Raw genomic sequence first — 22,609 nt, forward strand, 5'->3', positions numbered from 1 at the left:
ATGGATATGCGTTATGACGCTGATGGCAGTATTGTGCGTCAGCCAGAAAATCGGCGCGTCTATGTCGACTTGATGATCAAAACGCTATGGATGAGCATGCTGATCACCTTCTTATGTTTTTTACTCGGTTATCCGGTTGCTTTTCTATTAGCAAGTTTGCCTATGCGCACATCCAGTTTACTGATGATGCTGGTGCTTTTGCCCTTCTGGACGTCGTTGCTGGTGCGAACGACTACCTGGATAGCGATACTGCAGAGCCAGGGTATATTGAATAATATGCTGGTCGCCTTGGGGTTTATTGATGATCAATCGCGTTTGCAAATGATCTATAACGAGATAGGTACGATCGTGGCCATGACGCATATTCTGCTGCCATTCATGATTTTGCCACTCTATTCAGTGATGAAAAGTATCTCACCCACATACATGCGTGCAGCGCGGTCAATGGGTGCTACCGGGTATACGGCGTTCCGGCGGGTGTATTTTCCACAGACGTTACCGGGGATAGGTGCAGGCGCCATTCTGGTGTTTATTTTAGCGATAGGTTACTACATTACCCCCGCACTGGTGGGTGGTGAATCGGGTCGCTTTATCACTAACTTTATCGCTTATCATATGCAGGTTTCACTTAACTGGGGTCTGGCGGCAGCGATTGCATCCTTGTTGTTGGGGCTGGTTATTGCCCTGTATCTGATCTACAACCGTTTGGTCGGTTCAGATAATCTGAAGCTGGGATAAGGAGGAGCAAAACTTATGGCTGTACCTGCTTATGCAACGCCTTTTGAAAAGGCCTGGTATTACATCTTCAGAATTATCTGTGGTTTGATATTCTGTTTTTTGATTGGTCCACTGTTTGTGATAATTCCGCTGAGTTTCAATGCGGAGCCCTACTTCTCGTTTACCCAGAAGATGCTCACATTGGATCCAGAGGGGTATTCATTACGCTGGTATCAGGACTTTTTTACCTCAGAGGCCTGGTTACACTCGATCAAAAACAGTATTTTGATTGCCATAGCATCGACTATTCTGGCAACGATATTGGGTACGATTGCGGCACTGGCTTATCCAGCCGCTTTATGCCCTATCGATCGGTAGTGATGGCGGTGTTAATTTCACCGATGATCGTACCGGTGATCATTTCCGGTGCGGGTATGTTCTTCTTTTTCTCGGATGTAGGATTAGCGCAAACCTACCTCGGGGTGATTTTGGCACATACGGCACTGGGCATTCCTTTTGTGGTGATTACCGTCACAGCAACCCTGACAGGCTTTGATCAAAGTCTGGTCCGGGCCGCCGCTTCGATGGGTGCTAATCCAACGACGACCTTTTTTAAAGTGATTTTACCTTTGGTGTTGCCGGGGGTGATTTCCGGGGCGTTGTTTGCTTTTGCAACCTCGTTTGATGAAGTGGTCGTGGTGTTGTTTATCTCTGGACCTCAACAGTCCACCATGCCGATACAGATGTGGTCGGGTATCCGAGAATCTATCAGTCCAACCATTCTGGCTGTCGCTACCATCCTGGTACTCCTGTCGATAGCCATGCTGACAGCGGTTGAGTTGTTGCGTCGGCGTTCCGAGAGAATCCGGGGTATTTCTCCGGCTTGATCAGTATCGACCCTGCTACTGGTGACTTTGTCGCCAGTAGCCAGGGTATTTTTTTAAAATTTTTTGCTTATTTTTTCAACGCTTATGCGTGTAAGTGTGCTTTGGCAGCGTTTCATTCTATACAGAAAACAATAAATGCTGGATACTGAATCATATGCTTCTCTGAATTTCCATAAGATTTTTCAGGGAATTTAGCCCTTGATTCAGGCGGTCAGCAGGTAATAAATGGAATTTTTTTCGCGCTCGTTGGTTCTGGTGCTGCTCTATTATCTAATGTGGCATTTTGCTAGTCTGTTTGAAATAGCACCCTTTGTAAGTGCGTTTTATCCTGCAGCGGGTGTTGTTCTTCTGTTTGTATTTCATTTTGGTCCGCGTTATATACCCGTGGCCGCATTGGCTATCATGCTGGGTAGTTTCCCTTTTGGTCTGTTTCATTTCTGGCAAGTTGAAAACTTCGCCATGGCGCTACGTCAGCTGTTGATTTATTCAGGTGCGGCTGTGTTGGCGCGTCATTTGTCGTTATTTTCTCTTCCTGTCAAGACTCTGCGAGATGTTAGCGCGCTGATTCTGATCGTGGTTTTAACTACCCTGGTTTCTGCTGCAGTTGCCATTTTTGTACTGAAGTATCTTGCATCGGTCCCCTCAGAAGAGCTATTGACGTTGTTTTTAAGCTACTGGATTGGCGATTTAGGTGGGGTGTTAATGTTTATGGTGGCCGCTACTTTATTTATCGATGTATATGAGGGCCATCATGTGTATCGGGGTGATGTGTTTGAAAGGCGTGTGGTTTGGCCATTGATGTTGTTATTGTTGATAGCGCTAACGGTTGCTGTCTATTTCATGGTAACGGGTGTTGAAGGTATGGTAGGGCGTGTTGGTTATCTGATACTGCTTCCGGTAGCCTGGGCGGCCACTGTCTATGGTATGCGCTTTGCTTTGCTTACGTCATTAATTGTTAATCTTTCGGCGGTGTCAGTTTATTTATTATTGGATCTGGATAACTATCCCGTAGTAGATTTTCAGTTACTCTTTGTTGTGACTGTTATTATGGCGTTGATTTTGGGTGCCTCACTAGAGGAGCGTGAACAGGCGCGCTTTGATGCATCACACGATCCGTTGACTCGGGTGATGAACCGACGGGCCTTTTTTAACTATGGTAATGCATTGTTTGAGCGTGCCCGTAGGCATAATCGTGATCTGGCGTTGTTGATGGTCGATCTCGACTATTTTAAATTAGTGAACGACACTTGGGGGCATAAATCCGGGGATCAGGTTCTGATGGCGGTGGCTGAATGCTGTCGCCATGCCTGCCGCCAGACAGATCTGCATGCCCGGTTGGGGGGAGAGGAGTTTGTGCTTCTGCTTGATGATGCTGATGCTGAACAGTCGGCTGTAGTTGCCGAGCGTTTGCGAGAAGCGATTGAAAAAGTGATTGTGCCATTAACCAGCCATACGCTGACTGCGAGCATTGGTATTAGTCAGTTAAACCAAGCCACACGCTCCCTGGAAGATATGTTGAGTCAGGCAGATAAAGCCTTGTATGCAGCTAAGGCCGATGGCCGTAACAACTACAAAGTATTTTCAAAACTAGCATCAACTTGATTGTGATTGGATCTATATATTGTGACAAACCCTGTCAGTTGCTATAATAAGGCAGTTTTTTACGGAGATGGCACTCATTTCTGATGTGCATAGTGCTTGTACTGCTTCGTAGGCTGATTATAACTATTGCTATAAATGTAGTATGTATAATCAGGTTTCAAACCATGAGCAGCCGTGTTGTTGATACACAGCCCACTCTGGATTAGGAAAAAGCCCCTCTATAGGGGCTTTTTCGTAGGTGAATCATGGCACTATGTCTTTCAGAAATGGGTCCGGTAGAGACCCATTTTTTGTTTTGCGTGGGGTAACTCGTAACAAGGCATTAACAAAAGTGCTCTGTTACCGATAGTAAATGTGGCACCCCTGTTGCGGTGTCAGAAAGAGGTAAATAGCGTGTCAGCTAAGATTAAACAGCTGGAAATTTTGATTAGACCTGCAATCAGTGCGCTGGGATTTGATCTCTGGGGGGTTGAATTTCGGTCAGCAGGAAAACAGAGCACTCTGAGAATTTATATTGATGGCCCTGAAGGCGTCACAGTAGATGACTGCGCCCGTGTCAGTCATCAGGTTAGCGGTATTCTGGATGTAGAGGACCCGATTACAGAGCAATATTTGCTGGAAGTCTCCTCGCCAGGAATGGACCGCCCCTTGTATACATTGGAGCAATATCAGGCCTATTTGGGCCACCAATTGGAAGTCCGGCTGCGTGTTCCTTTTGAAGGACGTCGGCGTTTCAAAGGTGTGCTGAATGGCGTTGAAGGAGATGAGATTTTGCTCGTGGTAGACGATCATGAATACCTGTTGCCCCTTGATTTTATAGATCGGGCGCGGCTGGTTCCGCAATTTTAAGCGTTTGAAGGTTCAGGTGAGGCTGAGTAATGAATAAAGAGATTTTACTGGTTGCTGAGGCAGTATCCAATGAAAAGGATGTGCCGAAAGCGGTTATATTTGAAGCGATTGAAGTGGCGCTGGCGACTGCAACCAAAAAACGTTACGACGAAGAAGCCGATATCCATGTGCAGATAGATCGCGCTACCGGTGACTACGATACGTTTCGTCGCTGGCAGGTGATGGATAATGAAGGTGTTCCAACCCTGGGTACGGAACTGACGCTTCAGGAAGCGCAAGAGCTTGACCCGTCACTGCAACCTGGTGACGTGTACGAAGAACAGGTTGAGTCGGTGGTGTTCGGACGTATAGCGGCACAGACCGCCAAGCAGGTTATCGTACAGAAAGTACGCGAAGCTGAGCGGGCTAAAGTGGTTGATCAATACCGTGATCGCCAGGGTGAGTTGATTGCTGGCACCGTCAAGAAAGTGACACGTGACAATGTCATTATTGATCTGGGTAATAACGCTGAAGCCTTGTTGCCCCGTGAACATCTGCTACCACGTGAAAGCTTCCGTATGGGCGATCGAGTGCGTGCTGTGCTTGAAGAAGTCCGTGCAGAAGGTCGTGGCCCGCAGTTGATCCTGAGCAGAACAGCTCCGGCAATGCTGGTTGAGTTGTTCAGTCTTGAAGTGCCTGAAATCGCTGAAGAGGTGATTGAAATCAGAGCAGCGGCACGTGATCCTGGGTCGCGTGCCAAAATCGCGGTCAAAACCAACGATGGTCGGATCGACCCTGTGGGTGCCTGCGTCGGTATGCGTGGATCGCGTGTTCAGGCGGTTACCAATGAGCTGGGTGGCGAGCGTGTAGATATTGTGCTGTGGATGATAACCCTGCACAGCTGGTTATCAATGCTATGGCTCCGGCAGAAGTTGCGTCAATCGTGATTGATGAAGACAGCCACTCTATGGATGTCGCTGTGGCTGAAGAAGCACTGGCAATGGCAATCGGCCGGAATGGTCAGAATGTGCGTCTGGCCAGTGAAATGACTGGCTGGAAGCTTAATGTGATGAGTGAAGCCGAAGCGCAGGAAAAACACCAGTCTGAAGTGGGTCGAGTTCTGGATCTGTTTATGGTGCATCTGGATGTTGATGATGAGCTGGCACAGATACTGGTTGATGAGGGTTTCACTTCTTTGGAAGAAGTAGCCTACGTGCCGGTTGATGAAATGCTTGAAATTGATGGTTTTGACGAAGATATCGTTGAGTCATTACGTATGAGAGCCAAAGATGCATTGCTGAATCTGGCGATCGCAAATGAAGAACAATTAGGATCTACGGAACCTGCAGAAGATCTTCTGACAATGGAAGGCATGGATCGCGCGCTGGCATACCAGCTGGCGGCGATAGGTGTTATTACCATGGAGGATCTTGCTGAGCAGTCCGTCGATGAGTTAACCGAAATTGAGGGGCTGGACGAAGAACGGGCTGCTGCGCTGATTATGACCGCGCGCGCTCCCTGGTTTTCAGAAAGTCAGTAACAGTCAGCGGAGAAGAGGAACCCATTTATGGCAGAAGTAACCGTTAAACAACTTGCCGATGTGGTTGGTGTATCCGTTGAGCGTTTGCTCAATCAGATGCAGGATGCCGGTATCAAAGGTAAGTCAGAAACCTCGATGGTTTCTGAAACAGAACGTCAGTCACTACTTACTCACCTGAAAAAATCTCATGGTGATGAAAGTGCAGTGGCTGAACCAAGTCGTATTACGTTAAAGCGCAAAACTACATCGCAGCTTAAAGTTGCCGGTGCTGCAGGTAAGCGTAAAACAGTCAATGTTGAGGTACGTAAAAAACGTACTTATGTGAAGCGTGAAGGTTTAGATGAAGCTGGTAATGCTGCAGAAATGGAAGCTGCTGTCAGCGATACGCCAGCACAGCCAGATATTCCTGAAACTGCAGTGGCAACAGCTACTCCAGATGACGTGGCAGTGCCAACTGCCGAAGTGAAAGCTGGAGACGTTGCGGATGCCAGCGTTGCTGACAAAGCTGCACCTGAACCTGTGGCTCAGAAAGTGGCTACAGCGCCAGTACCGGATGTTGCGGTAGTGACTGAGCCTGTTGAAGAGAAAAAAGGACCCGCGCGTACCAAGACCAAGGAAAATCGTCCTAAAGGTGGCGGTCGTCGTGACGAAGATGACTCCCCTCGCCGAGGGAAGCCAGCGGCTACCCGGAAGGGTCCGGGTATGAATGAAGAGGGTCCGCGTGGTACACGGCGTCCGGGCAAGAGTCCAAAGCGTGCAATGGGACGTGGGCGTGCCAGTTCTAATCAGCATGGATTTGAAAAACCGACTGCACCCGTAGTGCATGAAGTCAGCGTGCCTGAAAGTATCACTGTTGCTGATCTGGCCAAGAAAATGTCGATCAAGGCGGCTGAGGTCATCAAAGTGATGTTCAAGATGGGTGCTATGGCAACTATCAATCAGGTGCTGGATCAGGATACAGCGGTTTTAGTGGTTGAAGAAATGGGCCATAAAGCGGTTCCATTGCAGGAAAATGCCATTGAAGATGCCTTGTTAGAAGGCTTGCAGCAGCAGAAAGGTGAGGGTACTTCCCGTGCACCGGTTGTCACAGTAATGGGCCATGTCGACCATGGTAAAACCTCGCTGCTGGACTATATCCGCGAAGCCAAGGTAGCAGCGGGTGAATCGGGTGGTATTACCCAGCATATCGGTGCTTACCACGTAGAAACAGAAAACGGCATGGTGACTTTCCTGGATACACCAGGGCACGCCGCCTTTACTGCTATGCGTGCACGTGGTGCCAAACTGACCGATATCGTTATTTTGGTGGTCGCTGCTGATGATGGCGTGATGCCACAGACGGAAGAGGCTATTCAGCATTCCAAAGCGGCAGGTGTGCCTTTGGTTGTTGCCGTCAATAAAATTGATAAGCCTGATGCAGATCCGGAACGTGTGCGTAATGAGTTAGCACAGCGTGATGTCATCTCTGAAGAATGGGGCGGTGAAGTGCAGTTCGTGCATGTGTCGGCGAAAACCGGTGAAGGAATCGATGCCCTACTGGATGCCGTATTGCTGCAGGCTGAAGTACTTGAGCTGAAAGCCGTTGCTGATATGCCTGCGTCTGGGGTCGTGGTGGAATCGCGTCTGGATAAGGGACGTGGTTCTGTGTCTACCTTGTTGGTACAGAATGGTACGTTGCGCAAAGGTGATATTGTCCTGGCCGGTCTGCACTACGGTAAAGTCCGCGCTATGCTGGATGAAGCCGGACGTCCGGTAGAGTCTGCGGGTCCTGCCATACCGGTAGAGATCCTGGGTCTTGACGGTACGCCGGGTGCTGGTGATGAATTCACCGTAGTGTCTTCTGAGAAGAAGGCCCGTGAAGTCGCTATGTTCCGTCAGGGTAAATTCCGTGAAATCAAACTGGCGCGTCAGCAAAAAGCCAAACTGGAAAACCTGTTTGAGAATATGCAGGCGGGTGAAGTGAAATCCCTGAATATCGTATTGAAAGCGGATGTTCGTGGTTCACTGGAAGCTCTGACAACCTCGCTGGAAGATCTGTCCACCGATGAAGTTAAAGTTAACATTGTCTCTAGCGGTATTGGTGGTTTTGGTGAAACGGATGCCAACCTGGCATTAGCGTCTTCAGCCATTATGATCGGCTTTAACGTGCGTGCGGATAACCAGGCTAAAGCGATCGTTGAGCGTGAAGAGCTGGAGCTGCGATACTACAGCGTGATTTACGACATCATTAATGATGTTAAACAGGCTATGGTAGGGCTTCTGTCACCTGTATATCGTGAAGAAATCGTCGGTATTGCTGAAGTACGTGATGTGTTCCGTTCTCCGAAGCTGGGGCAGATCGCTGGTTGTATGGTGGTCGAAGGTACCGTGTACCGCAACAAGCGTATTCGTGTACTGCGTGACAATGTGGTTATTTACGAAGGTGAGCTGGAATCACTGCGCCGCTTTAAAGACGTTGTAGCCGAAGTGCGCAACGGAATGGAGTGCGGTATCGGGGTGAAAAACTATAACGATGTTAAAGCCGGCGATCAGATCGAAGTCTTTGACACCATTGAAGTGCAGCGCACGCTGTAATGGAGAGATATGGCTCGCGAGTTTAAACGAACCGATCGGGTAGCGGATCAGATCCAGCGCGACCTGTCCATGCTGATTCAGCGTGAGATCAGGGATCCGCGTCTGGGCATGGTCACGGTCAGTTATGTCAAGGTCAGTAAAGACCTTGGCTACGCTGATACCTACGTTACAGTGATGCCTCTCGGCGACCAGTCTGAAGAAACCGTGGTTCCTCAGTCTTTAGCTGTGCTGAATAATGCCGCTGGCTTTCTGCGTAAGGAGTTGTCACGCGGGATTAAATTACGCGTCATGCCACAACTACGCTTTCACTTTGATGAAAGCGTGGATCGTGGGCGTCGTCTACATAGTCTGATTGAACAGGCATTTCAGCGGGAGCAAAAGCGCTCCGAGTCTGAGGAGTAAGGTTTGGCACGTAAACCTAAAGGCCGTGCGATCGACGGCGTATTCCTGCTGGATAAACCTGCCGGGATGAGTTCGAACAAAGTATTGCAAAGAGTCAAGCATCTGTATGGTGCCGCCAAGGCGGGTCATACAGGTGCGTTAGACCCTTTAGCAACCGGTCTGCTGCCAATCTGCCTGGGAGAGGCAACTAAGTTCTCTCAGTATTTGCTTGATGCTGATAAGGCGTATCTGACTACCGCCAAACTGGGTGAGAAAACCGATACGGCCGATGCGGATGGCGAAGTGGTAGAAGTACGCCCCATTCCTGACGATCTTACCGCTGCACAGGTTGAAACCTTATTGCAAACGTATTTTCAAGGCGAAATAGAGCAGGTACCACCTGTCTATTCAGCCTTAAAGGTGCAAGGTCAGCCAATGTACAAGCTGGCTCGAAAAGGGATTCAGGTTGAGGTGAAACCACGCCAGGTCCGAATTGATAAAATTCGTCTACTGGCGTTACGTGACAATGAACTGGATCTTGAAATTCACTGCTCTAAAGGCACCTATATTCGTAGTATTGTGCAGGATCTGGGTGAACTTCTGGGCTGTGGCGCACACGTCAGTCGGTTGCACCGCATTCGTACTGGGCAGTTTGATCAATCTCAGATGTTGTCTCTTGAGGCACTGGATGAACGGATTAAAGCCTTGCAGACTGATGATCCGCACTGCATACAAAATAGCCTGGATGCGTTATTATTACCCCCTTGGAGTGCCATAGAGTCCTTGCCAGACTGTCACCTGACAGATGAGCAGTCTATTGCGCTACAACAAGGGCGTACCCTGGTTGATCTGAATTTGAGCCCTGCCGCTGAATGGCGGATGTTTGAGCAGACGACCGGGCGCTTTCTGGGTTTGGCGGAAACGGATTCAGAGGGTCGCTTGAAAGGTAAACGTCTGGTTCGAACGGATACTCAGGCAAACCATTAAACGGCTACAGCTATTTAGCTGTAGCTACTGACGCAGTACTGGAAATATGCCCGGCTCTGCGCGTCTATAAACCAGCAGCCTATAGGTTGTGTGCATATTGTTAAAGGAGAAAGAAATGGCATTAGCAACAGAAAAGAAAGCGAGATTGTCGCTGAATTCGGTCGTGGCACTGGCGATACCGGATCACCGGAAGTTCAGGTAGCCCTGCTGACAGCGAACATTACTGGCCTGCAGAGTCACTTTAAGGCGAATAAGCAGGATCACCACTCACGTCGTGGTCTGATTCGCATGGTAAACCAGCGTCGTAAGCTGCTGGATTACCTGAAGCGTAAAGACGCTGATCGCTACCTTAAGCTGATCGCCCGTCTGGGTCTGCGTCGCTAAGCTAAGAGTTACCCGGGGCCATACACAGTATGGCCCTGTTTTTTTCAGCTCTGTGAACATTGACAATCATCTAGCCCGTACTCAGGTATATGTTGACCTCAGCGTATAGCTGAGTACTGGCTCAAAGAATTGTATGATTGGTTTGCAGCACTGATACTCAATATTAAATAGGAGATTATCGTGCAAGCGATTACCAAAACTTTTCAATACGGTCAGCAGACCGTCACGCTAGAAACTGGCCGTATTGCACGTCAGGCAACTGGCGCTGTTATGGTTACTGTGGATGAAAAAACCCAGGTACTTTGTACCGTTGTGGGTGTAAAGGAAGCGAAAGCAGGTCAGCCCTTCTTCCCGCTGACGGTTCATTATCAGGAAAAATACTACGCCGTCGGCCGTATTCCAGGTGGTTTCTTTAAGCGTGAAGCGCGCCCAACTGAGAAAGAAACGCTGACATCACGTCTGATTGATCGCCCGATTCGTCCGCTGTTCCCGAAAGGCTTCATGAATGAAGTTATGGTGATTTGTCAGGTTGTTTCATCTGATAAAGGCGCTGATCCTGATATCGCGGCGATGATTGGTACTTCGGCTGCGCTGGCTATTTCAGGTATCCCTTTCCAGGGTCCGATTGGTGCGGCACGCGTTGGTTTTAATGAAGAACAGGGTTATATACTCAATCCGAACTACGCCACCCTGCTACATCGGAACTGGATATGATTGTTGCCGGTACCGCTGATGCCGTACTGATGGTTGAATCTGAAGCTAAAGAACTGACTGAAGATGAGATGCTGGGTGCGGTGTTGTATGCCCATCAAGAGATGCAAGTTGTTATTCAGGCCATCAATGAACTTGCGGCTGTTGCGGCGAAGCCCACCTGGGATTGGCAGCCGGTTGCCAAAGATGAGTCTTTGACTGCACAGGTAGAGCAGCTGTTAGGTTCTCGCTTGAGTGATGCTTATCAGGTGGCTGATAAAGCTCAGCGTCAGGACGCCGTGCGTGCCCTGCGTGACGAAGTGGTTGCAGCCCTGGTGACCGATGCTGAAGGTGCTCCTTCTGATGAAGACGTTAAAAAAGTCTTCGGCAGTATCGAAAAAGACACAGTGCGTGGTCGTATTCTGGATGGTCAGCCACGTATCGATGGTCGTGATACCAAAACTGTACGCCCGATTGATGTTGAAATTGATGTACTGAAAAGCGTGCATGGCTCTTCGTTGTTTACTCGCGGTGAAACACAAGCGATTGTCACCTGTACCCTGGGTACCGCGCGCGATATGCAGATCATCGATGCCATTGAAGGTGAGCGTAAAGACAACTTTATGCTGCAGTACAACTTCCCAGGTTATTCTGTAGGCGAAACAACCCGCATGATGGGGCCAGGTCGTCGTGAGATAGGTCATGGCCGTCTGGCGCGTCGTGGTGTTCAGGCGATGCTGCCAACACTGGAAGAATTTCCTTACAGTATCCGTGTGGTTTCTGAAATCACTGAATCCAATGGTTCCAGCTCTATGGCTTCCGTCTGTGGCGCTTCACTGGCGTTGATGGATGCCGGTGTGCCTCTGAAAGCTCCGGTGGCTGGTATCGCCATGGGTCTGGTTAAAGAAGGCGAGCGTTTCGCTATTCTGACCGATATTCTCGGTGATGAAGATCATCTGGGTGATATGGACTTTAAAGTAGCTGGTACCGAAAACGGTGTGACAGCACTGCAGATGGATATCAAGATCACCGGTATTACCGAAGAGATCATGGAGATCGCTCTGGGTCAGGCCATGGATGCGCGCAAGCATATCCTGCGTGAGATGGCTAAAGTAATCGGCTATAGCCGTCCGGAACTGCCTGATAATGCGCCAGCGATGACGCAGTTGAAAGTCAATCCGGAGAAAATCCGTGATGTAATCGGTAAAGGCGGCGCAACCATTCGTGCGCTGACTGAAGCAACTGGCGCCGCTATCGATATCGATGATGATGGCACTGTGCGTGTGTATGCTGACAACAAAGAAAATGCCAAGGCGGCTGTGGATCGTATTTTGGCGATTACCGCTGAAGCAGAAGTGGGTAAAATCTATGAAGGTAAGGTCGTGCGTCTTGAAGAGTTCGGTGCCTTTGTAAATATCCTGCCAGGTAAAGATGGTCTGGTGCATATTTCACAGATCGCTAATGAACGCGTCAAAGCCGTAACCGATTATATCAAAATGGATGATGTGATTAAGGTTAAGGTACTGGATGTAGACGTCCGTGGACGCATTAAGCTGTCTATGAAAGATATGGATGAAGATGAGTCTGTCAGCGCGTAAGCTCTGAGTAACTTAGTGCCTGTGCATAGACGCAGGCGCTTACATGGACCTGCGGCATATACCTACGTCCTATACATAAAAACCCCCGGACAGTTGATAACTCTCCGGGGGTTTTTATTTAACATCCTATTGCTCTTCGCGCATCACGCTAAATACCCGAAATCCAAATACAGTCAGCATGACCCCACCGAAGTCCACCAGTAAAGACAGCAGTGTGCCTGGCAGTGTTGAGCCAAATAGTTGCTGGATTAACATTTCAACCAGGAACAGGCAGAGAAAAATAATCACGAAGCCCTGCACCAGTATCCAAAAGTAGGGCTGCGTTTGTGCCCAGCTTTGTTTCAGCGACACCGTGGCACTTTTACCTTCAAGTACGCAGACATAGTCGGCAAAGGCCAGGCGCACACCGACATAAACACCGGGAATAATCAGCATGATTAAGCCTAGCAGCACGGCAAACCCATTAAGTATGTATGTCAGCAGTAAGCGTCCCCAACTGCTCATGCCTAGACTGATGGCATTCATGACGGTCAAAGGCTTGCCGTCCAGCACTGATTGCATATAGAAAATGGTCGCACCCCAGTACAGCGGCAGCAAACCCAGCTGCAATAAGCCAAGTAGCAAAAAGCCACCGCTGGCCACTTCCTCTCCGGCAGCTAAGTTACCCTGCAGAAAAAAGCTTAATAGACCGATTATCGCCAAGAATGGTAGTTGAATGGCAGCCAGAGTAAGCAAGTGTTGCTTGAAAAAGAAAAGCGACTGGCGAAGGTATTCGAATGTCATGACAAATTCCTGTTAGTGTCTGGGTTGGCGCAAATGTATGAGTTTAAAATGTCCATTATCGGCATGCAGGCGGATTTTACCAAAGTGTGGGCCTGCTTTGTGCTCAAGTCCAATATGTTTATTCACTACAAAACAGGCATTGCCATCATCAGTCAAGAGGCGAGCCGCGGCTGCAATAAAGCGGTTGGTTATGTCGCTGTTGGTGGCAAAACCGGTGTGAAATGGCGGATTACATAGAATAGTGTCATATGGGCCGTTCAAGCTGTTACCGGCATCACTGGCGATGACTTCACCTTTTAGGCCTTGGTGATCTAGATTGACCCTGCAAGCCCTCAATGCAGCGGCGTTATTATCAGTGCAGGTCAAGTGGGCATGGGTGCTGGCACTGCGCAGACTTAAGTAACCAAAGCCACAGCCTAAATCCAAGATACGACCAGAAAGTGGCGTTGGCTGTCCAAGCAGTGTAGCCAACTCATCACATAAAAAAGCACTGCCTTGATCCACCTTTTGCCAGCCATAAAGCCCGGGTTTGCTGAAAAAACTGAAACCGCTTTTATCACTTAGCTCACGCAATTGGGTGTAGCGCTGATCGTCCAGCTCACGAGTGCTGACCTGTGCCGCGCAGGTGATGTTGGCAAACCACAGACCTGCATTCATTTTAGTTTCACTTAACTGACCACCGAGGCGTTCCTTGGCACGTTGGCTGTAGGTACGAATGCCTTCTGATTTATCTCCGATGAGTATTAATTCACCTTGGTCTTTAAGCAGCAGGGCGGCCTGATTGATCAGATAATGAGTCAGGGGTTTTTCTTTGGGAATACGCAGCACTATTCGTGCGAGGCTTCGCTGTGGAAGATGACTGAGATCAAAATCACTGAAGTAGCACATCCAGCCTGTCTCTTGCATGTGCTGGTAGAGGTCAAACCGGTTAGTGATAGCCTGAATCTGCGACAGGGCTGCAGGGAGTGGTTGGCTGATATTTTCATCAACTAACCACAGGCTATCATCGGGTGAGTTGTGTAGCGTCCTGAACACGAGTGAGGAGGCTGGATCCACAGGTGGCCGGTTAGTCACGTTAGCGTTGCTCCAACATAGACTGAATCGATTTCGGCTTGGGTGAGCTCTCGGTATTCACCGGGTGCCAGGGATTCATCCAGTGTTATTTCACCAATCAGTTCACGGTGCAGTGCCACAACGCGGTTATCCAGTGCTGCAAACATGCGCTTGACCTGATGATAGCGACCTTCTGTCAGAGTGATCAGTACTTCTGTATCGCTGATACGCTCAAGCTGAGCCGGTTTGGTACGCTGAGTTTCACTCTTGAGCATAATGCCGCGTTCCAGTAAGGCTTCGGCTTTGGCTTGCAGCGGTTCGGCAAGCCAGACACGGTAACGCTTAGGTAGTTTATGTTTGGGTGAGGTGATCCGGTGTGTCCATTGGCCATCATCGGTCAGTAATAGTAGGCCGCTGGTATCCAGATCCAGACGCCCGGCTAAGAGTAATTTCTCAGCCGCTGGCAGGTCGATCAAAGTGAGTGCAGTGGCATGTACCGGATCATCATTGGAGCAGATATAGCCAACAGGTTTATGCAGCATCAAAAAGCGCGGGCAGGGCTCTGAAAGTAGCTGTCCATCCAGTTCTACCTGATCATCTGAATTGATATGGCGACCACTATCACGCTCTGGTTGACTATTAACCAGGATAAGACCTGCATGTATTCGTTTTTTAACTTCTTTTCGCGACATGCCTGTGGCTTGTGCCAAGTATTTATCCAGACGCATAACACACAACTCTTGGTAAAAGCGCCATTATAGCGCAAGCCGGCGCTGAGGTATTCCTTACAGTTTGTATCATGAAAATCTGCTGGCTTTAGGCTAAAATACAGACCTTATTAACGCGATGCAGTGAGGCATGTGTGAAGCTATTTGTCGATAACCTGACCCATGTGGATTTTTCCTACCTGCACCCGCAGCGGGGATTGGTGGGTGAGTCCTGGGAAGTGCAGTTGGTCCTGGAGGGCAGGCTGGATGAGCAGGGGATGATCTGTGATTTTGGTGTGGTAAAAAAACGCATCAAAACCTGGCTGGATACGCATGTCGATCATATGCTGGTGGTGGCGACCGGCATGAGTGGACTAATCTGGCAGCAGTCGGCAGGCGTTACACAGGTCAGCTGGTCCTATCCGGCTGGGGGGCGTTTTGTGTGTAAGGCGCCGGATCAGGCAATTGCTCTGGTGCCTGTGGCAGAAATACAGCAGCAAGCCGTTGCCAAGTGGTGTGAAACGCAGTTGTTGGCACTGTTTCCGGAACAGGTCGAGTCTCTGGAGTTACGCTTCGTGGCTGAGCCGATAGAGGGGGCTTTTTATCACTACAGCCATGGTTTGCAGCAGCATCGCGGTAATTGCCAGCGTATTGCCCATGGCCATCGTTCGCGGATGCAGGTTCGTGTTGATCAAAAGCGTCGCCAGGACCTTGAGCTCTATTGGTCGCAGCAGTTTGAAGACATCTATATAGGTACTCAGGCGCACCTGCTTAAAAACGAAGAGGGACATGCCCTGTTTGCCTATGAAGCGCCACAGGGGAAATTTGAGCTGTTACTGCCGATGCGTTGTTGTTATTTGATGGAAACAGAAACAACGGTAGAGCAGATAGCCGAGCATTTGGCTCAGTCTATCAAAGCAGAGTATCCCGATTCGACTATTGAAGTGCGGGCTTACGAAGGAGTAGGCAAGGGTGCTATTGCGGTGAAATAAATAGTTTACTGCCTATACAAAAAGCCAGGGCTGCAAATACAACCCTGGCTTTTTTATGTACAGGAAGGGCGGGCATAAAACTGCTCCTGCGTTTTCTGCATACACGCCGTCCGTGGCGTTATATACCGCGGGCGCATAGATGCGCAGGAGCGGCACATAATAACCAATCAGTACCTGGTGCTAATCAGTCGCGCTCAATCGCCAGCGCCGTACCCATGCCTCCACCGATGCAAAGTGTAGCCAGGGCTTTCTTGGCATCACGTTTGTTCATTTCGTGTACCAGCGACACAAAAATACGGCAGCCGGATGCGCCAATAGGATGCCCCAAAGCAATGGCGCCGCCGTTGACGTTGACGATGTTAGTATCCCATCCAGGTCCTTGTTCACTGACATGGCCTGAGCGGCAAAGGCTTCATTGGCTTCTACCAGTTCCAGATCGCTGACATTCCAGCCAGCCTTTTCCAGGGCTTTCTGCGTGGCGCAAATAGGACCGGTACCCATAATAGCTGGATCTACACCGGCAGACGCATAGGCTTTGATGCGTGCCAGGGGTTTCAGGCCCAGTTCAGCGGCTTTTTCAGCGGAGCAGACAATCACCGCGGCGGCACCATCGTTAATGGTGGAGCTGTTACCCGCCGTAACTGTGCCATCCTTTTTGAAAGCAGGGCGTAGCTTAGCCAATGCATCTGGCGTACAGCCAAAGCGAGGCTGTTCATCAGTATCAAAAACTACCGGATCGCCTTTACGCTGAGGGATAGTGACTGGGATGATCTCATCTTTAAAGCGTCCAGATGTGACAGCGGCTTCGGCTTTGTTCTGAGAGGCGCTGGCAAACACATCCTGCTCTTCACGGGTAAAGCCGTACTTATCAACGATATTTTCGGTGGTAATACCCATGTGGTAATTGTTGAACGCATCCCACAGTCCATCAGTGATCATGGAATCAATCATCTTCCAGTCACCCATACGGGCACCGTTACGGGAGTTGGGCAGAAGGTGCGGAGACGAGGACATGTTTTCCTGTCCACCCGCAATAATCATCTCGGCATCACCACAACGTATGGCTTGTACAGCATCTGGATTGCCTTGAGACCGGATCCACAAACTTTGTTGATAGTGATAGCAGGGACTTCCTGGGGAATACCTGCATGAATCAGCGCCTGGCGCGCCGGATTCTGACCGCAGCCTGCTGTAAGTACCTGCCCCATGATGACCTCATCGATGTTGGCAGCATCTATGGCATGCTTTTCCAGTAGACCTTTGATTACAGTTGCACCTAAGATGGCGGCAGGCTGGGACGCTAAGGCGCCATTAAATGCACCTACCGCTGTACGACCAGCAGCAACGATAACAACTTCACGCATGGGTATTCCTCATTGTTGTGACTTTGATGACATCCTGCACCCATGATACGCCAGTAATAATGAATAGTGTATGACAACGGGCATCAGCGCGGCAGGGTGGCTTTTAAGCAAGCGAAACTCATTCCTGATGTAAGGAATCAGCCGGGATTGAGTCTGCGTGAACAGGCGTGTTGCTGTCAAGTAGATGAGACTTAGACCATTGTCTGGTTAGGGTTATATCTCAAAGTTCGAGTTCGAGGTTATCGATCAGTCTTGCTGGGCCCATCCAGGCAGCTGCGAGTATGACCAGGGTTGAGTCCTGGTCTGTCGCAGGAGCAAGGTCACTGCGTCGAACGATGCGGAAGTAGTCCCGGCGAAAGCCTACAGCTTCAAGCTGCAGCGTCGCCTCATGTTCAAGTTGGCTGAAGTCTCGACGTCCTTGCCGGAGTGCGGCAGCTGTTGTGCTGATCACGCGTTGTAGTGCAGGTGCCTGCTCCAGTTCCTGAGATGATAGATAGCCATTGCGTGAGCTCAGTGCCAGGCCAGAGTCGGCACGAACAACCGGTACCGAGATGATGTCAGTTGCTATGCAAAGATCGCTCACCATTTTGCGGATGATACGTAGCTGTTGGTAATCTTTTTCGCCAAATACAGCAATGTCCGGTTGGACAATATTGAATAGCTTGCACACGACGGTGGTTACGCCACTGAAGTGACCGGGGCGTGTTTCGCCACAATAAAGATCGGAGAGTACGGGGACTTCTACACGTGTCTGGCTGTCTCTGCCGCGCGGATAAATCTCTGCCTCAGTCGGTGCAAAGAGCAAGTTGCAGCCAGCTTGTTGAAGTTTGTGCTGATCTTCAATCAAAGTGCGAGGATAACTACTCAAGTCCTCATTGCGACCAAACTGCAGCGGGTTAACGAAGATGCTGGCAACAACAGTATCCGCTGCGGCTGCCGCTGTCTCGATCAGTCGTATATGGCCATCATGCAGGTTGCCCATGGTAGGAACCAGAGCGATAGTGTTGCCGGAATGGCGGCAGGCTCTAAGCTCATCACGTAGCCGGGTAATGGTATCAAACGTTTGCATCTGACTTAAAAACTCTCGTCCTGATTGGGGAAGCTGCCATTTTTTACCGCGTCATTATAGCGACGTATGGCTGTTTCAATGCTGTCGGCACCGGCCATGAAATTGCGGGTAAAGCGAGGTTTTCGCCCTGTAGTAATATTCAGCATGTCATGCAATACCAGTACCTGTGCATCGGTATGTGGGCCTGCACCTATGCCGATGACGGGAATGTCAGCATTACGGGTGATTTCTTCAGCCAGCAAGGTTGGCACGCACTCTAATAGCAATAGACTGGCACCAGCTTCTTCAAGCAAGCGGGCATCTTCAATCATCTGCTGGGCAGCTGCACGATCCTTGCCTTGAACACGATAGCCGCCTAGACGGTTGACAGCCTGGGGCGTTAAGCCATATGTGCACAGACAGGCACACCACGCTCGGCTAGCAGTGTAATGCTCTCTGCCAGCCATGCGTTACCCTCAAGCTTGACCAGATGTGCACCGGCTTGCATTAGTTTCCCGGCACTTTGCATGCTCTGCTCCGCCGTGGCATAACTCATAAATGGCAAATCGGCCATGATCATTGAGCCTGGTTGCCCCGGGCTACTGCGGCGGTGTGGTAGACCATGTCATCCAGTGTTACTGGCAGGGTGCTGTCGTGTCCCTGTAGCACCATGCCCAGAGAGTCGCCAACCAGAATCATTTCAGTACCGGTAGAGCTGATCAGGTGTGCAAAGGTTGCGTCATAAGCGGTAAGTACTGAAAATTTACTGCCTTTTTGTTTAAGGCCCGTTAGTGTGTGAAGTGTGATGTTGCTCATAGAGGGGTTCCAGACTAATTCGATCTGTCAGTAAGCGCTGTATTATAGCGGTAACTGTTGAAGAGTGCCCATTGGACAATCTGCTAGATGTTGCATTAATTTGCTGCCATCGGGCAGAGTGAGATCTGACTCAAGATCGGCCAGTGGACGCAAGACAAAATTGCGTTTTGTTATGTAAGGGTGCGGCACCGTCAGGCGCTCGTTATTAATTGTTTCATTATTATAGAGTAGCAGGTCCAGGTCCAGTGTACGTGGTCCCCAGTGTTGAATACGTTTGCGCTGATGCTTTTGCTCCACCTGTTGCAGGGCGTCCAGCAGTGCAAGTGGATGCAGTGTGGTTTGCAATTCTGCTACAGCATTGATGTAGTCGGGCTGCCCGGCAGGACCTACTGGCTCTGAACGGTAGAGTGGTGAGTGCCGGGTAAGGCGTACACCCTGAAGGCTATTAAGCTCAGTCAGCGCTGTGCGAACCTGTTGAATCGGCTCATTCAGATTGCTGCCCAGGCCAATAAAGCAACGCACCTCATTCATGGGGTTTATTGCTCGGCTTACGACGTCGGCGGCGGCGTTTGCGTGGCTGTTCATCCGTTGCCGTCTCTGTGTTAAGGTCGCGGCGTTGCACTTCATTAGCTTTCTGATAGTTTGTCCACCATTGCCCTAGTCCGTCAAGGTCTTCGCCCGCCGATTCACGCAGTAGAATCAGATCATAAGCTGCCCGGAATCTGGGGTGTGCCATGAGCTGATCAGCCTTTTTACCCTGGTGACGAGGGAGGCGAAGCTGCAGTTCCCATATCTCACGCATTGGCGCTGAAAATCGACGCGGGATGGCGGTGGCTTTGACCTGGGCTGAAAGCACCTGATTAGCGGCTTCATGCAGTGCTTGAAGTGGAGGGAGTTCTCCTTCGTCAAGAATTTCCAGGTAGCGTTGATACAGCGGATACCACAGCAGAGCGGCAAACATAAAGGCTGGCGTTACACTCTTTCCCTGTTCCAGGCGTTTGTCGGTATTCTTGAGCACATGCTGAACCAGGATGGGTGTCGGCCATTCCGGATCATCCAGAATCTCTTGAGTCAGTGGAAACAGGTAGCGAAACAGATCAAAGCGTTGCATCTGTCGATAAGCGGCGGCACCGTAACCGGATTGCAGTAGTTTGAGTGCTTCATCAAACAAGCGTGCTGGTGCTATGCGGCCGAGCAACGGGGATAGTTCATGGATTGGCGCTGCCGTAGCGGCTTCTATTTCAAAATTCAACTTGGCGGCAAAGCGTGCGGCTCTGAGCATTCTGACGGGGTCTTCTCGATAGCGCTGCGCGGGTTCACCAATCATGCGAATGATGCGCTGCTGCAAGTCAGGATAGCCATTGGCAAAATCATAAATACTGTAATCACGGGCACAGTAGTAGAGGGCGTTGACGGTAAAGTCACGTCGCAGTGCATCTTCTTCAATGCTGCCGTAGACATTGTCTCTGAGGATCAGCCGCTGGCTGATTGGCGTCCCTGTTCTCCGTCATCATTGTCTTCACTGTCATGGCTGGCCCTGAAGGTGGCCACTTCGATCAGTTCACGACCAAAACGCACATGCAGGAGCTTGAAGCGACGGCCAATAAGGCGTCCACGATGGAATAGCTCAACCGCTTGTTCTGGGTGTGCTGATGTGGCGACGTCAAAATCTTTAGGCTTCAGGTTCAGGAGTAAGTCACGAATACAGCCGCCGACCAGAAAGCAGTCATGGCCTGCATCATGTAAACGGTAGACCACTTTCATGGCGTTATCATCCAGACGCTGTCGTGGAATCTGGTGTACTGATTCAGGAATAACGCGTTTTTCGCCCAGTGGCAGGTTTTTAGTGGCTGGGCCTGCATTTCGATTGCTGGCGCCTGAGTCGGCGATTGATGATGAGGGTTCAGCGCTGTTGACGCGCGGGCGCGGCGGCGCAGTAGCCAGTAGGTTAGGCTTGCAGCAACCAGGAGCAGAAGGATTAGGAGCAACTCTTGCATCAGGTGATATTCTTCCAGAGGTAACTTAAAGATGGAAAATTTTGGCAGATGATACCAGTTAAGCGCTTGAGGGTGTTAGTTTAGCGGTAGGTAAAGTCAAACGGAAATGGAAAGGAGTGGAGGGCTGAAAGCAGAGTGCAACAAAGCTTGTTTTTGTTTGAGCACTGTCCTGAGTGTTGTTGTCACTCTGCTATCAGCGAAGCCTCGTTATTATTTTTATTCGAGGTTTAAATGTTTACTCTTCCTGTCTGGCGTTGTTAGTTTTATTAGTGCCAGTTTGAAATTATTTTTATTATTATTGCCTTGTATAGAGCAGTAACTGTGCCAGTTTTTCTAATCTATTGTTTTTATTATACTGAGTAACAAAATTGTGCGTTATTGATATTGGCTGGATACAGGTTTGTTACCCTTCTGCACATATTGTGTTACCCGTGTGTGTAAAAAAGTAACAGATTAAAAACCTACTGTTTTCATATGGTTAGACTTTAGTATTAGGGGTTGTGTGCTGTTTTTGATTTGCGAGGTATACCCAGCTTTTGTCGCTTTTCCCAGAGACACTTACGACTCACACCCAGACTCTTTGCCAGGTCGGTCTCATTCATATGATGCTGGTTCTCCAGAACAAATTTAAGAAAGTAATCATCCAGTGAGTGTTCAGCATTGGTTGGCTGTGCGGATGCAGTTGTTCGAGTATCATCCACTTTAGGGTGCTGTTGTGTGGCATTCAGTCCGAGAAGCTCGGGCGTAATCTGGCTGCTTTCAGCAAGAATAACTGCGCGCTCGATGGAGTTCTGCAGTTCCCGAACATTGCCAGGCCAGGCATGCTGTAGCATTGTCTGGATGGCAGCTGGGCTGAAACTCAGGTTAACATGGTGCTTACTACATTGTTCTTTTAAAAATACCTGTGAAAGTTCAAAAATATCTTCACCGCGCTCACGCAGCGCTGGCATTTTCAGTTCCATGACATAGAGTCGATAGTAAAGGTCTTCACGAAAGCGTCCTTCCTGCGCCAGAGTTTTCAGATCCCGGTGTGTGGCGGCAATCAAGCGCACATTAACACGCTTGGCATGTACCGAGCCTACCCGGCGAATTTCGCCTTCCTGTAAGAAGCGTAGTAAGCGGGCCTGGGCTTCAAGTGGCAGCTCGCCAATCTCATCCAGAAACAGGGTGCCACCGTCGGCGGCTTCAATCAGACCACTACGGGGTGTATCTGCACCAGTGAAAGCTCCTTTTTCATGACCAAACAACTCAGATTCAATCAGCGTTTCCGGAATCGCCGCGCAGTTAACGCAGACCATGGGCGAGGCCGCTCTGGGGCTTTGCTGGTGGATGCTTTTGGCTGCTAACTCTTTGCCTGTTCCGGATTCGCCCAGAATCAGAACAGTGGCATCAGTTGATGCGATTTTGTTGATCTGTCTGATCAGGTCCTGAATCGGCTGGCAGGAACCATCGAGTAGTGGTTTGTGTGTGCGGCTATTAACAACGGGTATTTTCGCTTCGTGTAGTTGTATCAGCTTGGCAATTACCGCTAGCATCTCATTGTGATCAAAGGGTTTGGCAATATACTCAGCGGCTCCCATTTTAATGGCGTCGATAGCTGAGCGCATGCTGGCATAACTGGTCATGATCAGTACCGGAGTTACTCCTGCGTGGGCAATGAG

The 22,609-nt window shown here is 49.7% G+C and carries 18 protein-coding genes and 4 pseudogenes; 12 read left to right on the forward strand and 10 right to left on the reverse strand.

The features are described 5' to 3' along the window. The 11 genes and pseudogenes from LH51_RS22350 to pnp all read left to right on the forward strand — a co-directional run bounded on the left by LH51_RS22350 (position 1) and on the right by pnp (position 12,188). Positions 1 to 738, forward strand: coding sequence for an ABC transporter permease (locus tag LH51_RS22350; RefSeq protein ID WP_235263579.1), 738 nt, complete (start codon positions 1 to 3; stop codon positions 736 to 738). A gap of 15 nt (positions 739 to 753) precedes the next feature. Beyond that, positions 754 to 1,095 carry an ABC transporter permease gene (locus LH51_RS24125; protein WP_327124472.1) on the forward strand — a complete coding sequence of 114 codons (342 nt, stop codon included), beginning with the start codon at positions 754 to 756 and terminating at the stop codon, positions 1,093 to 1,095. Next, entirely contained in the window at positions 1,077 to 1,604 is a 528-nt protein-coding gene (locus LH51_RS24130; RefSeq protein WP_327124474.1) for an ABC transporter permease, read from the forward strand. The genes LH51_RS24125 and LH51_RS24130 overlap by 19 nt, the downstream gene beginning before the upstream one ends. A gap of 225 nt (positions 1,605 to 1,829) precedes the next feature. Next, entirely contained in the window at positions 1,830 to 3,206 is a 1,377-nt protein-coding gene (locus LH51_RS18965) for a GGDEF domain-containing protein (RefSeq protein WP_052063531.1), read from the forward strand. Positions 3,207 to 3,599: 393 nt separating this feature from the next. After that, positions 3,600 to 4,055, forward strand: coding sequence for a ribosome maturation factor RimP (gene rimP, locus LH51_RS06715; RefSeq protein WP_036520899.1), 456 nt, complete (start codon positions 3,600 to 3,602; stop codon positions 4,053 to 4,055). Positions 4,056 to 4,084: 29 nt separating this feature from the next. After that, positions 4,085 to 5,574, forward strand: a pseudogene (gene nusA, locus LH51_RS06720) (transcription termination factor NusA). 27 nt (positions 5,575 to 5,601) lie between these two features. Continuing rightward, entirely contained in the window at positions 5,602 to 8,148 is a 2,547-nt protein-coding gene (gene infB, locus LH51_RS06725; RefSeq protein WP_036520902.1) for a translation initiation factor IF-2, read from the forward strand. 9 nt (positions 8,149 to 8,157) lie between these two features. Then, positions 8,158 to 8,550, forward strand: a complete 393-nt coding sequence (gene rbfA / locus LH51_RS06730) for a 30S ribosome-binding factor RbfA (RefSeq protein WP_036520905.1) — start codon at positions 8,158 to 8,160, stop codon at positions 8,548 to 8,550. 3 nt (positions 8,551 to 8,553) lie between these two features. Further along, positions 8,554 to 9,516, forward strand: coding sequence for a tRNA pseudouridine(55) synthase TruB (gene truB / locus LH51_RS06735; protein ID WP_036520909.1), 963 nt, complete (start codon positions 8,554 to 8,556; stop codon positions 9,514 to 9,516). Positions 9,517 to 9,606: 90 nt separating this feature from the next. Next, positions 9,607 to 9,900: a 30S ribosomal protein S15 gene (gene rpsO / locus LH51_RS06740; protein ID WP_442934817.1), complete on the forward strand. Its 294-nt coding sequence runs from the start codon at positions 9,607 to 9,609 to the stop codon at positions 9,898 to 9,900. Positions 9,901 to 10,080: 180 nt separating this feature from the next. Continuing rightward, positions 10,081 to 12,188 (forward strand): annotated as a pseudogene (gene pnp, locus LH51_RS06745) (polyribonucleotide nucleotidyltransferase). 126 nt (positions 12,189 to 12,314) lie between these two features. Here pnp and LH51_RS06750 read toward each other — a convergent pair. From LH51_RS06750 to rsuA, 3 genes are read right to left on the reverse strand one after another with little or no spacing between them, the layout of a single operon-like run. Then, positions 12,315 to 12,971 carry a YciC family protein gene (locus tag LH51_RS06750; RefSeq protein ID WP_036520912.1) on the reverse strand — a complete coding sequence of 219 codons (657 nt, stop codon included), beginning with the start codon at positions 12,969 to 12,971 and terminating at the stop codon, positions 12,315 to 12,317. Between the two features lie 12 nt (positions 12,972 to 12,983). Then, positions 12,984 to 14,045: a methyltransferase gene (locus tag LH51_RS06755; protein WP_052063532.1), complete on the reverse strand. Its 1,062-nt coding sequence runs from the start codon at positions 14,043 to 14,045 to the stop codon at positions 12,984 to 12,986. Beyond that, positions 14,042 to 14,752 (reverse strand): 16S rRNA pseudouridine(516) synthase RsuA, encoded by a 711-nt coding sequence (rsuA, locus tag LH51_RS06760; protein ID WP_036520915.1) that lies wholly within the window; start codon positions 14,750 to 14,752, stop codon positions 14,042 to 14,044. Before rsuA ends, LH51_RS06755 begins: the two co-directional genes overlap by 4 nt. 134 nt (positions 14,753 to 14,886) lie before the next feature. Between rsuA and LH51_RS06765 the strand changes: the two genes are divergently transcribed. After that, on the forward strand, positions 14,887 to 15,723 hold the full coding sequence (locus LH51_RS06765; protein WP_036520917.1) for a 6-carboxytetrahydropterin synthase: 837 nt from the start codon (positions 14,887 to 14,889) through the stop codon (positions 15,721 to 15,723). Between the two features lie 184 nt (positions 15,724 to 15,907). On the opposite strand, the pseudogene LH51_RS06770 reads toward LH51_RS06765, so the two are convergent. The 7 genes and pseudogenes from LH51_RS06770 to LH51_RS06800 form a co-directional block, all read right to left on the reverse strand. Beyond that, a pseudogene (locus LH51_RS06770) lies at positions 15,908 to 17,087 on the reverse strand (acetyl-CoA C-acetyltransferase). 220 nt (positions 17,088 to 17,307) lie between these two features. Continuing rightward, positions 17,308 to 18,156, reverse strand: a complete 849-nt coding sequence (panC, locus tag LH51_RS06775) for a pantoate--beta-alanine ligase (protein ID WP_036520919.1) — start codon at positions 18,154 to 18,156, stop codon at positions 17,308 to 17,310. 5 nt (positions 18,157 to 18,161) lie between these two features. After that, a pseudogene (panB, locus tag LH51_RS06780) lies at positions 18,162 to 18,951 on the reverse strand (3-methyl-2-oxobutanoate hydroxymethyltransferase). Positions 18,952 to 18,993: 42 nt separating this feature from the next. After that, the gene (folK, locus tag LH51_RS06785) at positions 18,994 to 19,482 is read right to left on the reverse strand and encodes a 2-amino-4-hydroxy-6-hydroxymethyldihydropteridine diphosphokinase (protein WP_036520920.1); all 489 of its coding nucleotides are present in this window, start codon (positions 19,480 to 19,482) and stop codon (positions 18,994 to 18,996) included. Next, complete coding sequence (pcnB, locus tag LH51_RS06790; RefSeq protein WP_327124481.1) at positions 19,475 to 20,440, reverse strand: polynucleotide adenylyltransferase PcnB; 966 nt, start codon at positions 20,438 to 20,440, stop codon at positions 19,475 to 19,477. The genes folK and pcnB overlap by 8 nt, the downstream gene beginning before the upstream one ends. Beyond that, a complete protein-coding gene (locus tag LH51_RS23505; RefSeq protein WP_268746540.1) occupies positions 20,425 to 20,715 on the reverse strand; it encodes a hypothetical protein in 291 nt (96 codons plus the stop codon). The genes pcnB and LH51_RS23505 overlap by 16 nt, the downstream gene beginning before the upstream one ends. A gap of 724 nt (positions 20,716 to 21,439) precedes the next feature. Further along, the coding region (locus LH51_RS06800; protein WP_036520932.1) for a sigma-54-dependent transcriptional regulator at positions 21,440 to 22,609 on the reverse strand (1,170 nt) is incomplete at its 5' end.

It is taken from the genome of Nitrincola sp. A-D6, from assembly GCF_000764495.1.
Classification (GTDB): domain Bacteria; phylum Pseudomonadota; class Gammaproteobacteria; order Pseudomonadales; family Balneatricaceae; genus Nitrincola.

Coding starts and splice junctions, on each gene's coding strand:
- rbfA (WP_036520905.1), top strand. CDS start 8,158: ATGGCTCGCGAGTTTAAACGAACCGATCGGGTAGCGGATCAGATCCAG.
- LH51_RS24125 (WP_327124472.1), top strand. CDS start 754: ATGGCTGTACCTGCTTATGCAACGCCTTTTGAAAAGGCCTGGTATTAC.
- LH51_RS22350 (WP_235263579.1), top strand. CDS start 1: ATGGATATGCGTTATGACGCTGATGGCAGTATTGTGCGTCAGCCAGAA.
- LH51_RS24130 (WP_327124474.1), top strand. CDS start 1,077: ATGCCCTATCGATCGGTAGTGATGGCGGTGTTAATTTCACCGATGATC.
- infB (WP_036520902.1), top strand. CDS start 5,602: ATGGCAGAAGTAACCGTTAAACAACTTGCCGATGTGGTTGGTGTATCC.
- LH51_RS23505 (WP_268746540.1), bottom strand. CDS start 20,715: ATGAAAGTGGTCTACCGTTTACATGATGCAGGCCATGACTGCTTTCTG.
- LH51_RS18965 (WP_052063531.1), top strand. CDS start 1,830: ATGGAATTTTTTTCGCGCTCGTTGGTTCTGGTGCTGCTCTATTATCTA.
- folK (WP_036520920.1), bottom strand. CDS start 19,482: ATGAATGAGGTGCGTTGCTTTATTGGCCTGGGCAGCAATCTGAATGAG.
- LH51_RS06750 (WP_036520912.1), bottom strand. CDS start 12,971: ATGACATTCGAATACCTTCGCCAGTCGCTTTTCTTTTTCAAGCAACAC.
- rsuA (WP_036520915.1), bottom strand. CDS start 14,752: ATGCGTCTGGATAAATACTTGGCACAAGCCACAGGCATGTCGCGAAAA.
- panC (WP_036520919.1), bottom strand. CDS start 18,156: ATGCAAACGTTTGATACCATTACCCGGCTACGTGATGAGCTTAGAGCC.